General features: G+C 67.0%; 12 protein-coding genes and 1 other RNA gene. 5 read left to right on the forward strand and 8 right to left on the reverse strand.

Annotated features, from left to right (window positions below; all coding sequences use genetic code 11):
- Window positions 1–4: 4 nt before the first annotated feature.
- The 8 genes from ACQY78_RS25885 to ACQY78_RS25920 all read right to left on the reverse strand — a co-directional run bounded on the left by ACQY78_RS25885 (window position 5) and on the right by ACQY78_RS25920 (window position 8,827).
- Window positions 5–334 carry a YbaB/EbfC family nucleoid-associated protein gene (locus ACQY78_RS25885; RefSeq protein WP_428680629.1) on the reverse strand — a complete coding sequence of 110 codons (330 nt, stop codon included), beginning with the start codon at window positions 332–334 and terminating at the stop codon, window positions 5–7.
- Window positions 335–2,092, reverse strand: a complete 1,758-nt coding sequence (locus tag ACQY78_RS25890; RefSeq protein WP_428680632.1) for a DNA polymerase III subunit gamma/tau — start codon at window positions 2,090–2,092, stop codon at window positions 335–337.
- 97 nt (window positions 2,093–2,189) lie between these two features.
- An RNA gene (gene ffs, locus ACQY78_RS25895) (signal recognition particle sRNA small type) lies at window positions 2,190–2,284 on the reverse strand.
- A gap of 100 nt (window positions 2,285–2,384) precedes the next feature.
- Window positions 2,385–3,698, reverse strand: a complete 1,314-nt coding sequence (locus tag ACQY78_RS25900; protein ID WP_428680635.1) for an LLM class flavin-dependent oxidoreductase — start codon at window positions 3,696–3,698, stop codon at window positions 2,385–2,387.
- A complete protein-coding gene (locus ACQY78_RS25905; RefSeq protein WP_428680638.1) occupies window positions 3,698–4,147 on the reverse strand; it encodes a copper chaperone PCu(A)C in 450 nt (149 codons plus the stop codon). Before ACQY78_RS25905 ends, ACQY78_RS25900 begins: the two co-directional genes overlap by 1 nt.
- 23 nt (window positions 4,148–4,170) lie before the next feature.
- Entirely contained in the window at window positions 4,171–4,902 is a 732-nt protein-coding gene (locus ACQY78_RS25910) for an SDR family NAD(P)-dependent oxidoreductase (RefSeq protein ID WP_428680641.1), read from the reverse strand.
- A gap of 59 nt (window positions 4,903–4,961) precedes the next feature.
- The gene (locus ACQY78_RS25915; protein WP_428680644.1) at window positions 4,962–6,752 is read right to left on the reverse strand and encodes a hydantoinase B/oxoprolinase family protein; all 1,791 of its coding nucleotides are present in this window, start codon (window positions 6,750–6,752) and stop codon (window positions 4,962–4,964) included.
- Entirely contained in the window at window positions 6,749–8,827 is a 2,079-nt protein-coding gene (locus ACQY78_RS25920) for a hydantoinase/oxoprolinase family protein (RefSeq protein ID WP_428680647.1), read from the reverse strand. Before ACQY78_RS25920 ends, ACQY78_RS25915 begins: the two co-directional genes overlap by 4 nt.
- A 124-nt stretch (window positions 8,828–8,951) precedes the next feature.
- Between ACQY78_RS25920 and ACQY78_RS25925 the strand changes: the two genes are divergently transcribed.
- From ACQY78_RS25925 to ACQY78_RS25945, 5 genes are all read left to right on the forward strand, one after another.
- Window positions 8,952–9,974 carry an ABC transporter ATP-binding protein gene (locus ACQY78_RS25925; RefSeq protein WP_428680650.1) on the forward strand — a complete coding sequence of 341 codons (1,023 nt, stop codon included), beginning with the start codon at window positions 8,952–8,954 and terminating at the stop codon, window positions 9,972–9,974.
- 48 nt (window positions 9,975–10,022) lie between these two features.
- The gene (locus ACQY78_RS25930) at window positions 10,023–11,312 is read left to right on the forward strand and encodes an ABC transporter substrate-binding protein (RefSeq protein WP_428680653.1); all 1,290 of its coding nucleotides are present in this window, start codon (window positions 10,023–10,025) and stop codon (window positions 11,310–11,312) included.
- A 99-nt stretch (window positions 11,313–11,411) separates the two neighbouring features.
- On the forward strand, window positions 11,412–12,266 hold the full coding sequence (locus ACQY78_RS25935; RefSeq protein WP_425066670.1) for an ABC transporter permease: 855 nt from the start codon (window positions 11,412–11,414) through the stop codon (window positions 12,264–12,266).
- A gap of 1 nt (window position 12,267) precedes the next feature.
- Window positions 12,268–13,110, forward strand: a complete 843-nt coding sequence (locus tag ACQY78_RS25940) for an ABC transporter permease (RefSeq protein WP_428680658.1) — start codon at window positions 12,268–12,270, stop codon at window positions 13,108–13,110.
- A gap of 1 nt (window position 13,111) precedes the next feature.
- The gene (locus ACQY78_RS25945) at window positions 13,112–14,185 is read left to right on the forward strand and encodes a ring-opening amidohydrolase (RefSeq protein ID WP_428680661.1); all 1,074 of its coding nucleotides are present in this window, start codon (window positions 13,112–13,114) and stop codon (window positions 14,183–14,185) included.
- The last annotated feature ends 9 nt before the right edge of the window (window positions 14,186–14,194 follow it).

Consider the following 14,194-nt stretch of genomic DNA (forward strand, 5'->3'; position numbering starts at 1 on the left):
GCAGCTAGAGCTTGAAGCCCGGCGGCAACGGCAGGCCGCCGGTGATGCCGCGCATATGCTCCTGCACGGTCTGCTCGACCTTGGCTCGGGCGTCGTTGGCGGCGGCCACGATCAGATCCTCGACGACGCCCTTGTCCTCGGGCTTGAACAGCGAGGCGTCGATGTCGATCTTGCGGGTCTCGTTCTTGCCGTTGACCGTGACCTTCACCAGGCCGGCGCCGGACGAGCCGACGATCTCCAGGCGCTCGAGCGCCACCTGCAGCTCCTGCATCTTCTGCTGCATCTGCTGGGCCTGCTGCATCAGGCCGCCAAGGTCCTTGAGCTTGTCGAACATTCAGAACTCGCTTTCCGGGATATCGTCGTCGGCCGGGTATTCCTCGGCGGGAGGTGGTTCTTCGGTGATGAACTCGCCCAGCATGGATGTCTGCTCGCCCTTGCGTTTGACGGCCTCGAGCTTGGCGCCGGGGAATGTCTTCAGTATGGCCATCACCAGCTCGTTGTTCTCGGCGGAGCTGCGCAGGTCGTCGGCTTTGGCCGCCTTCTGCTGGATGAGCGTCGGCTTGCCCTCGGCGCTCGAGACCGAGGCGATCCAGCGACGCCCGGTCCACAGGCTCAGCAGTTCGCTGAGGCGCGGGGCGAGGTCGGCCGGGGCCTTGGGCTCGGGCCGGAACTCGATCAGGCCCGGCTCGCAGCGCACCTCGTGCACATGGTGCATCAGGCTATGGACCATACGCGGCTCGCGGCGGGTCTCGAACAGCGCCACGACCTCGGTGAAATTGCGCGGGGCCGGCATCGCCGGTGCGGGCTGGGCGGCGACCGCCGTGGCCGGCTGGACCGCGAGACGCGCCGCCGCCCCGCCGCCACCGCCATTGCCTCTCGGCATCGCCGGGGCGGAGGCACCCGCCGTAACACCGCCGCCATTCTGCAGCATCTTGATCGCGTCGCCGGGCGCGGGGAGGTCGGCCACATAGCAGAGCCGGATCAGCGCCATCTCGGCGGCGCGCAACGGCGAGGGCGCGGCGAGGGTTTCCTGCAGGCCCTTGAGCAGCAGCGTCCAGGCCCGCGTGAGCGAGGCCATGGAAAGCTTGCCGGCCATGGCGAGCCCCTGCGCGCGATCGCTGTCGGCCGTGGAGGCGGCGGCTTCCGGCGCCACCTTGAGGCGCGTCACCCAGTGCGTGAGTTCAAGCAGGTCCTGCAGCACGACCACGGGATCGGCGCCGGAATCGTGCATCTCTCCGAGCGAGGCGATCATCGCCGGCGCATCGCCGCGCATCGTCTTCTCGAAGAGTTCGAGCACGCGGCTGCGGTCGGCCAGGCCCAGCATGTCGCGGACCTGCGCGGCATCGACCACGCCGCCGCCATGGGCGATCGCCTGGTCGAGCATGGAGAGACCGTCGCGCACCGACCCGTCGGCGGCGCGCGCCAGCAGGGTCAGGGCCTCGGGCGAAATCTCGACCTTCTCGGCCTGCGCGATCTTGCCGAAATGCTCGGTCAGCGTCTCGTGCGGCACCCGCTTCAGGTCGAACCGCTGGCAGCGCGACAGCACCGTCACCGGCACCTTGCGGATCTCGGTGGTGGCGAACAGGAACTTCACGTGCGGCGGCGGCTCTTCCAGCGTCTTCAGCAACGCGTTGAAGGCCTTCTCCGACAGCATGTGCACTTCGTCGATGATGTAGACCTTGTAGCGGGCGGAGACCGGGCGATAGCGCACGCCCTCGATCAGCTCGCGGACGTCGTCGATGCCGGTCCGCGAGGCCGCGTCCATCTCGATCACGTCGACATGGCGGTCCTCGGTGATGGCCTTGCAGTTGTCGCAGACGCCGCAGGGATCGACCGTGGGCCCGCCGGTGCCGTCGGGCCCGACACAGTTCAGGGCACGGGCGATGATGCGGGCCGTCGTCGTCTTGCCGACGCCACGCACCCCGGTGAGCATGAAGGCATGGGCGATGCGGCCGGTGGCGATGGCGTTGCGCAGGGTGCGCACCATTGCCTCCTGGCCAACCAGGGTCGTGAAATCGACGGGGCGGTATTTGCGGGCGAGAACGCGATAGGGGACTGCCGGGTCTTCCGAGCCCGTGGTGGCCTGAGCCATGGCGATCACCCGCTATCCTGCGCCGTGGCCACATTGGGCCCGGCGGTCATCGCGCCTGGGCCACCCGCCCTCCGCGTCGGCGCGCGCAGGGGAACAGGGTGAGAGACCGGCATGACCCGAAGCGAATTCGTTACGGCTGCTTCCTTCCGGATCTGACCGGGTTGGCGACTGCTCCGCCCACACCGGCCCCTCGAGGCGGTTATATCAGGAGTCCGGGCGTCTGGCGCAAGGGCCGAATGAAGTCGATGTGATCTACTTTCGGAAGATGCTTCAAGTTGTTGATATTAAAAGACTATCGGCGGTGGCGACAATCGGAGGGCCGCTCCAGCCCGAGATGATCGCGCAAAGTCGTGCCGGTGTAATCGGCGCGGAACAGGCCACGCTCCTGCAGGATCGGCACGACACCTTGCGCGAAGGCGTCGAACTGGCCCGGGAAGAAGGGCGGCATGACGTTGAAGCCGTCTGCCGCGCCCTGTCGGAACCAGGTCTCCAGCGTGTCGGCGACCTGCAGCGGCGTGCCGATGGGTAGCAGGTGCCCGCGCGCCGCCGCCACGCGATGGAAGAGCTCGCGCAGCGTGAGGTTTTCGCGACGCGCCATCTGGATCAGCAACGCCGCCCTGCTCTTGAGATGCTCGGTCTCGGGCACCTCGGGGACCGGCCCGTCGAGCGGATGGACCGACATGTCGGCGCCCAGCCGCTCCGACAGTACCGTGAAGGCCTGCGCCGCGTCGATGTTGCGATTGAGTTCGGCGAAGATCTCCTGGGCCTCGCGCTCGGTCCGGCCCACCACCGGCATCACGCCCGGCATGACCAGGGCGGCGCTCGCGGGCCGGCCGTACGTCGCAAGCTGCGCCTTCACGCTCCTGTAGAAGGCCTGCGCTTCGCCAAGGTCGTTTTGCGCGGTGAACACCACATCGGCGATACGGGCGGCCAGCGCCTGGCCGGGGCCCGAGGAGCCGGCCTGGATCAGCACCGGATGGCCCTGAGGCGAGCGCGGCACGTTGAGCGCGCCCTGCACCGAGAAATACTTCCCCTCGAAGGCGGGGACGTGGAGGCTGCCCGGCCGTACGAAGACTCCGGCCTTCTTGTCGGCGATGAAGGCGTCGTCGTCCCAGCTATCCCAGAGCAGGCGGCAGGCCTCGACGAATTCCTCCGCCATGGCATAGCGCTCGGCATGCGGCGGATGCGGACGGCCGAACACGGCGCTCGACTTGGCGTAGGCCGTCGTGACCACGTTCCAGCCGGCGCGCCCGACGGAGAGATGGTCGAGCGAGGCAAAGCCGCGGGCCACGTGATAGGGCTCGGCATAGGTTGTCGATGCCGTCGCCGCCAGCCCCAGTCGCGTGGTGCCCATGGCGAGGGCGGAGAGCAGGCTGAGCGGCTCGAACTTGCCGATCGTCGAGGGATGCTCGCCGTAGCCGGTAGCGAAGCCGTCGCCCAGAAAGAACATGTCGAACTTGGCCGCCTCGGCGGTGGCCGCGATGTGGCGCATCAGCGCCAGATTGGGCGTGCGCGCGTCGGCTTCGGGATGGCGCCATCCGCCCACATGATGGCCGGGCGTCTGAACGAAGACGCCGAGACGCATCTGGCGGGCCGGTGGGCCCATTACGCGGAGCTGAGAGACGCGGGTCCTACGGCACCGGGCGATTCAACGGCAAAGTCCACGGTGACGCTGCCGGCCTTCTCGAAGACGAGCGTGACCGGCAGTTTGCTGCCGGCCACCAGCGGCGCGGCGAGGCCGCTCATCAGCAGGTGATAGCCGCGCGGCTTGAGGACCTGCTGATTGGCCGGCGGAATGACGAGACCGCCGTCCATCTTCCGCATCTCGAGGCCAGGTCCCTTGACCCGGATGGCGTGAATGTCGACCGTCGGGGCTGCCGTGCAGGAAGCGGAGACAAGCCGGTCCGCTTCGCCCTCGTTGATCACCGTCATGTAGCCGCCGGCGATGGCGGGATCGGACGATGAGGAGCGAGCCCAGGGCTTGACGATCTGCAACTGGCCGAGGGTCGCGGCCGGAACTTCCTTGGGCTCAGAACGACGAAGCCACTTCAGCAAGATCCATCCTCCGCCCGGCGCTGTCAGTGCGCGAAATAGTGCATGCCGCCATCCACCGGAATGACCGCGCCCGTAATGTAGCGCGCCGCCGAGGAGGCAAGAAAGGCGACGAGGTTTGCCACATCCTCCGGCTCCCCGAAATACCCGATGGGGATGTTTTGCTCGATGAAGCTGCGGCGGGCCGCCTCGGTCGGGTGGAGTTTCTGCAGGATCTGCTCGCTGTTGATGCGGCCTGGCTGAATCGTGTTCACCGTGACGCCGTCGGCCGCCACGTCGCACGACAGGCCCTTTGCCCAGAGATGCAATGCGGCTTTGGCCGCGATGGCGGCGTTCAGGCCGCGCGGCTCCATGGAGCCGCTGATGTTGACGACCCGGCCCCATTTGCGCGCCCGCATGGCCGGCAGCAGCGCCTTGGTCAGCAGGCGCGCCGCCGTGAAATTGAGCGCAAAGGCTTCCTCCCAGACGTCCTCGCCGGCATCCGGTCCGGTCGGCCGCGAGCCGCCGGCGCAGTTCACCAGAATGTCGATCGGGCCCAGCACCTCGTGGGCCTTGGCCGCGATGCGCGCGAGATCGGCCGTGTCGGTGACGTCGCCCGCAATGGCGGTCACACCGGCGAGGCGCTCGATCTTCTGGGCGCGCCGCGCCGTGGCGACGACCCGCGCGCCTTGCTGCGCGAGGAGCCTGACGACGCCGGCACCGATGCCCGAACTGGCGCCGGACACCAGGCAGGTCCGGTCCTTGAGCTGATAGTCCATCGCGCCTTGATGGCGGAGAAAGCGGGACCTGCCAAGAGACGGCGGGGCGTGGCGAGAGGTCAGCCGCCTCGCACCTTCCGTGTCGCCTCGGCGTCGACGACGCCCTTGCCCGAGATCACGACGCCATAGTCGCGGAGCGCCGTTTCGACCGAGATCACTTCGTCGAGCACGTCGTCGGCCACATTGGCCGGATCGCGCTCCATCGGGTTGCCATAGCCACCACCGGCCGGTCCGTAGCAGACGAAGCGGCCGTCCTTGGCGATGTTCATGTGCGGCACCTTCGAGGGCAGCGCGCGGTCGGCGTGGCCGGGCACCATCAGGTCGAGCTTGGCCGGCATTCCCTCGCTGCCGCCCAAGAAGCCCCACGGCCGATAGCGATGGCCTTCGCCCTCGACCGAGGCGCCGCCGTCGCTCAGGAATGCGAACTCGCGCACCGAGCCCAGGCCGCCGCGCCATTTGCCGGCGCCGGCCACGTCCTCGCGCAGTTCGTAGCGCAGCACCCTCAGCGGCAGATGGGTTTCGATGTCCTCGATCGGGTTGTTGCGGGTGTTGGCGTAGAGCGTGTCGACGGCGTCCATGCCGTCCTTGCCCAGCCGCCCGCCATAGGAGCCTTCGAAGATCTCCATGTGCACCCAATGTGTCTCGTCCTTGAGGCCGGAGAAGGCGATGACCTTGAGATTGCCGATGCCGGCCGAGACATTGCCGGGCATCGCCTGCGACAGCGCCTTCATCACAGTGTCGGCAAGCTGGTTGCCAGGACAGAAGCGCGCGATGGTCGGAGCGGGGAAGGTCGGGTTGGCGAGGCAGCCCTTGGGCGCCACGATGGTGATGGGCCGGATGAGTCCCGCGTTGACCGGGATGTGGCCGTGCACCTCGGTGTCGAGCAGGACCGAGCGGATGGTGAGCCAGATCGCGATGTCGGCGGTGCCTTCGAGCGGCATGTTAATGGGCCGGTCGGGCACCTGCGGCGCTGTTCCCGTTAGGTCGACCACCAGGGAATCGTCCTTCTTGGTGATGGTAACGACGATGGGCAATTCCTTCTTGGTGGGATCGTCGCTGTCGAGATAGCCGTCGATCGCCGTCTCGGCGCGATAGACGCCGTCGGGCAGCTTGGCGATCGCCTGCCGCATCAAGCGTTCGGCGTGATCCATCAGCGCGCCGCACGCCTGCTCGAAGGTCTCCAGCCCGTAGCGTTCGACCAGCTCGACCATGCGCTCCGCGCCGATTCGCGCCGCCGCCACCTGGGCATCCATGTCGCCGACCACGAGGTCCGAGGCGCGGATATTGTCGCGCACGATCTGCCATACGGCGTCGTTCCGGACGCCGCGGTCGTAGACCTTGATCGCCTTGAACTGCAGGCCCTCGGCATAGGCGTCGATCGCTTCGACGATGCCGCAGGAGCCGGGCGACAGCGCGCCGATGTCGAGATGATGCGCGGTGGTGGCGGCAAACGCGATCAGGCGGCCCTGGACGAAGACCGGCACGATGAAGGCCACGTCGGGGCCATGGCTTGCGCCGGAATAGGCGTCGTTGTGCATGATGACGTCGCCCGGCCGGATCGTGTCGCCGCGCTGCTTCAGGATGCGCTGGATGCCGCGCACGTAACCAGGGATCGGGCCCGACTGCAGCGGCGTCGACTGGGCCGATTCAGCCAGGCCACGGCCTTCCGCATCGACGAGGGCCGCTCCGAAATCCTCCGACTCGCGGATGATCGAGGAGTAGCTCATGCGCATCAGCTTGTAGCCCATCTCGATGGCGATGTTCTCCAGCGCGCCCTGGATCACGCTGCTGGTGATAGGGTCGATGCGGTCAGGCTTGGTCGCGGGCTGCCGGGCGGTGGCGGGGCTCATTGCTTGGCCTCCTTGCGAATCACTAGATTGCCGGCCGCGTCGGCCTCGAAGCTGAAGTGCGGCGGCACGACGGTGGTGGTGTCCATCTGCAGGACGATGGCAGGACCGTAGATACGCTCGCCGATCGGCAGCAGGTCGCGGCGGTAGAAGGTCGTCGGGTAGTCGCCGAGCTTGCCCTCGACCCGGAAGGTCCCGTTGCCGGAGCGCACCGTCGCACTGCTTAGAGAGCGGGCGCCGTCCGGTGCGGGCTTCGCGATGGTCGCGGCGCTGGCCGCTCCCACGAGGCGCAGGTTCACGATCTCAATGGCCGAGTCGGCGAAATGATGACCGTACTCGCGCTTGTGGACCTCATGGAAGGCCTCGAAGGCCTTGGCGAGGGCCGCCTCGTCGAGAACTCCGTCAGGGAAGATGACCCGGAGTTCGTAGCCCTGGCCGACGTACCGAAGATCGCCGCGGCGCTCAAACGTCACCTTCGAGAGATCGATGCCGTCGGCGGTGAAACGTCCGGCGAGTTCCTTGGCCATGGCGTCGAAATCGGCGTTGATGCGCAAGAGGTCGGCGGCGCCCGACACCTGGAACGAGGTGCGGATCGCGTCGTAGCGCAGGTCGCTGATCAGCAGGCCGACCGCCGAGGTGATGCCGGGATGCGGCGGCACGATCACCTCCGTGACGCCCAGCATGTCGGCCACTTCTGCGCCATGAAGCGGGCCGGCCCCGCCGAACGCCACCAGCGCATAGTTGCGCGGATCGATGCCCTTCTGGACGGTGCGGGAGCGGATGGCGTTGGCCATGTTGGCGTTGATCAGGGTGATCACGCCCTCGGCGGCTTCAAGATCCGAGAGTTCGAGCTCGCGCGCCAGCTCGCCGATCACGCGCCGCGCCGCGACCTCGTCGAGCGACATGCCGCCGCCCAGGAAGTTGCCGCCATCGAGCCGCCCCAGCACGACGTTGGCGTCGGTCACCGTGGCCCGCGTGCCGCCGCGTCCATAGGCGGCGGGACCGGGCACGGCGCCCGCCGAGCGCGGGCCCACCTTGAAGGCGCCGGCCTGATCGACGAAGGCGATGGAGCCGCCGCCGGCACCGATCGTGTGCACGTCGATCATCGGCACCAGCACGGGAAAGCCCGCGATCCAGGTGTCGCGCGCCGTGGCCTCGCCGAAGCCGCCCTCGGTGACGATGCCGATATCGGCCGAGGTGCCGCCGACATCGAAGGTGATGAGGTTGCGCTTGTCCGAGAGCGCGCCCGCCCAGTCGCCGCCGATCACGCCGGCGGCCGGTCCCGAGAGGAGGGTCAGCACCGGCCGCTCGGCCACCATGCCGGGCGTCGCGACGCCGCCGTTGGAAGCCATGATGCGCAGGTCGGCCTTGAAGCCCGAGGCCTCGATCTCCGATTCGAGGCGGGTCACGTAGTTGCGCACCTTCGGGCCGACGAACGCATTCATCGCCGTGGTCGTGAAGCGCTCGAACTCGCGGAACTGCGGCGACACCGACGAGGAGGTGGTGGCGAAGCACTCCGGATATTCCTCGCGCACGATCGCGAGGGCGCGCGCCTCGTGGCTCGCGTCGAGATAGGAAAAGAGGAAGCAGATCGCGATGGCCTGGACGCCGGCCTCCTTCAGCTCACGAACGGCCTGGCGCACGCCCTCCTCGTCGAGCGGCTCCAGCACCTCGCCGCGCGGCGGCACCAGCCGCTCCGTCACCGTCTTGCGATGGCGCCGCTTCACCAGCGGCCGGTCCTGCCAGGGAATGTCCTGCATGATGGAGTAGTGCTGCGGCCGCTGGTGGCGGCCGATGTGCAGGATATCGCGATAGCCGCCGGTGGTGATCATGCCGGTGACGGCACCGTCGTGCTCGAGGATCGCATTGGTTGCGATGGTCGTGCCGTGGAACACCGTGTCGATGGTCTCGCGCGGGATCGAATACTTGTCGCAGAGCGCCATCAGCCCCTGCACGACGCCGCGGGACGGATCGTCCGGCGTGGTCGAGACCTTGTGCACGGCGGTGCGGCCGGCCTCGGTATCGGCATAGACCAGGTCAGTGAAAGTGCCGCCCACGTCCACGCCGATCAACCGCATCGCCGCCTCCCTCTGCCTCGCATTGGTCCGGATCGAGCAAGGACCGCGCCAACGCCGTGCCGGTTGAACTTCCGTCCCCAGGGAATTTTACAGCGCTGGCATACAGCTTGCTTGCCACGGTTGCATGGCCAAGCAGCCGGACATTGAACTCGTTTCCCTGACCAAGCGCTACGGCGACACGGTGGCGGTCGATTCGATCGGCCTGCGTATCCCGGCCGGGTCCTATTGCTGCCTCCTGGGTCCCAGTGGCTGCGGCAAGACAACGACGCTCCGCATGGTCGCCGGGCACGAGGAGGCGTCCGAGGGCGACATCATCCTGGGCAACGAGAACATAACGGATCTGCCGCCGGCGGCGCGCGGTACGGCGATGATGTTCCAGTCCTATGCGCTCTTTCCGCACCTCGATTGCACCGACAATGTCGCTTTCAGCCTCAAGATGCGCGGAATCGACAAGGACACGCGCCGGGCGCGTGCCCTGGAGATGTTGAAGCGGGTCCACATGGAGGCCTATGCCGGCCGCCTGCCGGCGCAGCTTTCCGGCGGCCAGCAACAGAGGGTCGCTCTCGCGCGCGCGCTGATCACCGACCCGCAGGTCCTGTTGCTCGACGAGCCGCTGTCGGCGCTCGATCCCTTCCTGCGCATCAAGATGCGGGAGGAGCTGAAGAGCCTGCAGACGCGTCTCGGCATCAGCTTCATTCACGTGACGCACAGCCAGGACGAGGCGATGGCGCTGGCCGATCTCGTCGTGGTGATGAACGGCGGTAGGATCGAGCAGGCGGCGCCGCCACGCGAGGTCTTCAACCGCCCGGCGTCGGCTTTCGTCGCCAAGTTCATCGGCGGCCACAACGTGCTGCCGGCGGCCGTTGCTCGCGCCGGGGCGGGCGAGGGGCCATTCGTCGCCATTCGCGCCGACCGCATGTCGGTGCAGGCCGGCACGTCCGGGGAAGCCGGCGTGACCTCCCTGCAGGGCGTCACCCGCTCCGTCGAGTATCTCGGCTCGACCGTCCAGGTCGGGATCGACGTGGTCGGCCTCGAGACTTTGTCGGCGACCCTGTCGGAGGCGCGCTTCGATGCCTCGCCGGTGCGGCCCGGCGAGCCCGTCATTCTGTCGTGGAAGGCCGAGGACGTTCACGTGCTCGGCCGTTGAGTAAGGGAGACGGCCCCGCGCCGTCGTGGCTGTAGGAGGGAAGACGAGATGGCTCGGAAATCGAATGGCGGCATCGGCCGCCGCAGGATGCTCAAGGGCGCAGCCGGCATTGCGGGCGCGGCCGTCGGCAGCGGCGCGATCACCGGCTTCCCGGTGATCTGGGCGCAGAACAACAAGAACATCGTGCTGCGCCAGTGCGGCACCGGCGTGTCGGCAATCAACGAGATCGCCGAGAAGTGCAAGGCCGACCTCGGCATCACGCTGCAGATGACGGCGCTCGATTCGGATGCGGTGGTGCAGCGCGTCGTGACGCAGCCCAACTCCTTCGACATCGGCGACATCGAATACTGGATGATCAAGAAGGTCTTTGGCGCCAACACGCTGCAGGCGATGGACGTCAAGAAGATCAAGCTTTTCGACAAGATCGTGCCGATCTTCACTACCGGCAAGCTCAAGGCCGACAGCGTCATCGCCCAGGGCACGGCGCCCAGCACCGTGAGCTTCGTCGAGGGCGCGGGCTCGACCAAGTTCGCCAAGGGCCAGACCCAGTGGTTCACGATCGTGCCCACGATCTACAACGCCGACACGCTCGGCATCCGGCCCGATCTGGTCGGCCGCAAGATCGATTCGTGGAAGGACATCCTCGATCCGAAGTTCAAGGGCAAGACGTCGATCCTGAACATTCCGTCGATCGGCATCATGGACGCCGCGATGATCTGCGAGGCCGCCGGCATCGTGAAGTACGGCGACAAGGGCAACATGACCAAGGCGGAGATCGACAAGACCATCGATTTCCTGATCAAGACGAAGAAAGACGGCCAGTTCCGCGCCTTCTGGAAGACCTTCGACGAGTCGGTGAACCTCATGACCTCGGGCGAGGTGGTGATCCAGTCGATGTGGTCGCCGGCGGTCTCGGCGGTGCGCGGCAAGGGCGTGCCCTGTACCTACCAGCCCCTCAAGGAAGGCTATCGCGCCTGGGGCGGCGGCCTGGCGCTTGCCAAGCACCTACAGGGCGCGCAGCTCGATGCGGCCTACGATTACATCAACTGGTACCTGTCCGGCTGGGTCGGCGCCTTCCTCAACCGCCAGGGCTACTACTCGGCGGTGCTGGAAACGGCCAAGGCCAACATGTCGGCCGACGAGTGGGGCTTCTGGATGGAAGGCAAGCCGGCCCAGGGCGACATCAAGAACCCGCAGGGCCAGATCGTCGAGAAGGCCGGCGCCGTACGCGACGGCGGCTCGTTCTACGACCGCATGGGCGCCGTCGCCTGCTGGAACGCGGTGATGGATGAGGACCGCTACATGGTCCAGAAGTGGAACCAGTTCATCGCCGCCTGACCGTTTCGAGTATTTCGAATATTGAGTTTAACTTCCTCAAACTGCCTCTCCCCCACAGGCGCTTAGACAGTGCCGAAGCGGGGGAGAGGGTATGAATTGATGAACCGCGTAAAGTCCTGGGTCACCTATCTGCAGGTCGCGCCGCTCGCGCTGGTGTTCCTGCTGTTCCTGATTGTCCCGATCGCCACGATCGTGGTGGTGAGTTTCTTCGACTACAACACGACCCAGATCATCCCGGCCTTCCTGCTGCAGAACTACGAGGAGCTGTTGCTCTCGCCGGTGACGTGGCGGACCTACCAGCAGACGATCCAGTTCGCGCTGATCACCTGGGCGCTGACCCTCCTGATCGGCTTCACCGTCGCCTACTTCGTGGCCTTCCACGTGCGCTCGCCCACGATGCAGACGGTGCTGTTCCTGCTCTGCACCATCCCGTTCTGGACCTCCAACGTCATCCGCATGATCTCGTGGATCCCGTTCCTCGGGCGACACGGTCTCGCCAACACGACGCTGATGAACCTCGGCCTGATCAAGGAGCCGCTGGAGTTCCTGCTCTATTCCGACTTCTCGGTCGTGCTGGCCTATGTGCACCTCTACACGCTGTTCATGGTAGTGCCGATCTTCAACTCGATGATGCGCATCGACCGCAGCCTGCTCGAAGCGGCACGCGACGCCGGTGCGACCGGCTGGCAGACGCTGGTCAACGTCATCCTGCCGCTGTGCAAGCCCGGCATCGCCATCGGCTCGATCTTCGTCGTCACCATCGTGATGGGCGACTTCGTCACGGTGCGGATGATGAGCGGGGGCCTCAGCGCCTCTGTGGGCCTGATGATGGCGAACGCCATGTCGCTGCTGCAGTATCCCGCCGCCGCAGCCAATGCGGTCGTGCTGCTCCTGCTGGTCCTGTTCATCGTCGCGGCCATGATGCGCCTCGTCGACATCCGCAAGGAGCTGTGACGTGCAGCACGGCAAGCGCGGCCCCGCCTTCTGGCTCCTCGGTGCCTTCTTCTGCCTGTTCGTGCTGTTTCTCTACGGCCCGACCCTGACCATCCTCATCCTGTCGTTCCAGGGGCCGGGGGGCGGACTGACCTTCCCGATGAACGGCGTTTCGCTGCATTGGTTCAAAAACCTGTTCGAGAAGCAGATGGTGGGCGACTTCGCGGGCTCGCTGCAGCGCTCATTGATCCTCGGTGCCGCTGTCATGCTGGTGACGGTCGCGGCCTCCTTCTCGGCGGGGCTTGCCTTCCGCTCGCGTTTCCGCGGCTCGGGCATCCTCTTCTATCTCGCCATCGCCAGCCTGATCGTGCCCTCGATCCTGATCAGCCTGGGCATTGGCCTCCTGTACCGTGTGCTGGGATGGGATCCTGCCTGGTACAGTTCGGCCTTCGGCGCGCACCTCACCTGGACCCTGCCGTTCGGCCTGCTCATCATGTTCGCCGTCTTCAACCGCTTCGACCGGCGCTACGAGGAGGCCGCGCGCGACCTCGGCGCTACCTCGTGGCAGACGATCCGGCATGTCGTGGTGCCGATCCTGTTGCCGAGCCTGATCGGCGTCGGCCTGTTCGGCTTCACGCTGTCCTACGACGAGTTCGCCCGGAGCCTCTACACCGCCGGCACCTTCAACACGCTACCCCTCGAGATTTACGGAATGACCACCAACGTGACGACGCCGGTGCTCTATGCACTTGGTACGGTGACTACGGGCGTCTCGTTCCTTGTCATCGCGCTGTCGCTGCTGTCGGTCACCTGGCTGCGTCGCCGTCGGGCGCGGCATGGCAGCGATGCCGGAAAGGCCGCCTGAGATGAGTCGCCAGACAAAGGTGCTGCGCCTGCCGACCGCGGGCCCGCAGGATACGTCTCCGCTCGTCGCCGCCATCGAGGCGGGCGAGCTCGACCCCGCAACCATCGTGGCCATCGTCGGCAAGACCGAGGGCAATGGCTGCGTCAACGATTTCACCCGCGGCTATGCCACCCTGGCCTTGAAGCTGGTGCTGGCAAGCGCGCTCGGCTGCCCGCTGGCGGAGATCGAGAAGCGGGTCGCCATCGTGATGTCTGGGGGCACGGAAGGCGGGCTGTCGCCGCATCTGCTCGTCTTCTGTCGCGAGACCGCGCCGCCACCGGCCTCTTCGGGGCCGCGGCTGGCCATCGGTGTCGGTTTGACGCGGTCCTTCAAGCCCGAGGAGATCGGCCGCACGGTGCAGATCCAAGAGACGGCGGCGGCCGTGACTTCGGCCATGAAGGATGCCGGCATCACCACGCCGCATGATGTGCATTTCGTGCAGATCAAATGCCCGCTGCTGACAAAGGAGCGCATCGAGGAGGCGGCAAAGCGCGGCGCCGCAACCGCCACCGACGACACCTACCATTCGATGGCCCTGTCACGCGGCGCTTCGGCACTGGGTGTGGCGCTGGCACTGGGCGAGGTCAGGGACGCACCGGAGGAGGCGGTCTGTCGCGACTGGTCGCTCTACTCGCGCGTGGCCAGCACCTCGGCGGGCGTCGAGCTGCTCCGCAACGAGATTGTGGTGCTGGGCAATGCGCACGGCTGGTCCGGCGACCTGCTGATCGATCACGACGTGATGCGCGACGCGATCGATGCCGGGGCGGCGCATCGCATCCTGGGGCGGCTTGGCGTGACCGGCGAGGACGTTGCGGCGGTGCTCGCCAAGGCGGAGGCCGCGCCGTCGGGCGCGATTCGTGGACGACGCCACACGATGCTGGACGACAGCGATATCCATTCGACCCGCCATGCCCGGGCGCTGGTGGGCGGCGTGCTGGCCGGCGTGATCGGTGACACGATGCTCTATGTTTCCGGTGGCGCCGAGCACCAGGGGCCGGCCGGTGGCGGCCCGATCGCGATCATTGGGCGGGTCTAAGCGGCTGGG

The organism is Reyranella sp. (assembly GCF_965279625.1).
In the GTDB taxonomy this organism is placed as follows: Bacteria; Pseudomonadota; Alphaproteobacteria; order Reyranellales; family Reyranellaceae; genus Reyranella.

What these genes read in the sequence shown, in the direction of transcription:
- ACQY78_RS25885 (WP_428680629.1), bottom strand. Translation starts at nt 334, where the DNA reads ATGTTCGACAAGCTCAAGGACCTTGGCGGCCTGATGCAGCAGGCCCAG.
- ACQY78_RS25890 (WP_428680632.1), bottom strand. Translation starts at nt 2,092, where the DNA reads ATGGCTCAGGCCACCACGGGCTCGGAAGACCCGGCAGTCCCCTATCGC.
- ACQY78_RS25935 (WP_425066670.1), top strand. Translation starts at nt 11,412, where the DNA reads ATGAACCGCGTAAAGTCCTGGGTCACCTATCTGCAGGTCGCGCCGCTC.
- ACQY78_RS25920 (WP_428680647.1), bottom strand. Translation starts at nt 8,827, where the DNA reads ATGCGGTTGATCGGCGTGGACGTGGGCGGCACTTTCACTGACCTGGTC.
- ACQY78_RS25945 (WP_428680661.1), top strand. Translation starts at nt 13,112, where the DNA reads ATGAGTCGCCAGACAAAGGTGCTGCGCCTGCCGACCGCGGGCCCGCAG.
- ACQY78_RS25930 (WP_428680653.1), top strand. Translation starts at nt 10,023, where the DNA reads ATGGCTCGGAAATCGAATGGCGGCATCGGCCGCCGCAGGATGCTCAAG.
- ACQY78_RS25925 (WP_428680650.1), top strand. Translation starts at nt 8,952, where the DNA reads ATGGCCAAGCAGCCGGACATTGAACTCGTTTCCCTGACCAAGCGCTAC.
- ACQY78_RS25915 (WP_428680644.1), bottom strand. Translation starts at nt 6,752, where the DNA reads ATGAGCCCCGCCACCGCCCGGCAGCCCGCGACCAAGCCTGACCGCATC.
- ACQY78_RS25910 (WP_428680641.1), bottom strand. Translation starts at nt 4,902, where the DNA reads ATGGACTATCAGCTCAAGGACCGGACCTGCCTGGTGTCCGGCGCCAGT.
- ACQY78_RS25900 (WP_428680635.1), bottom strand. Translation starts at nt 3,698, where the DNA reads ATGGGCCCACCGGCCCGCCAGATGCGTCTCGGCGTCTTCGTTCAGACG.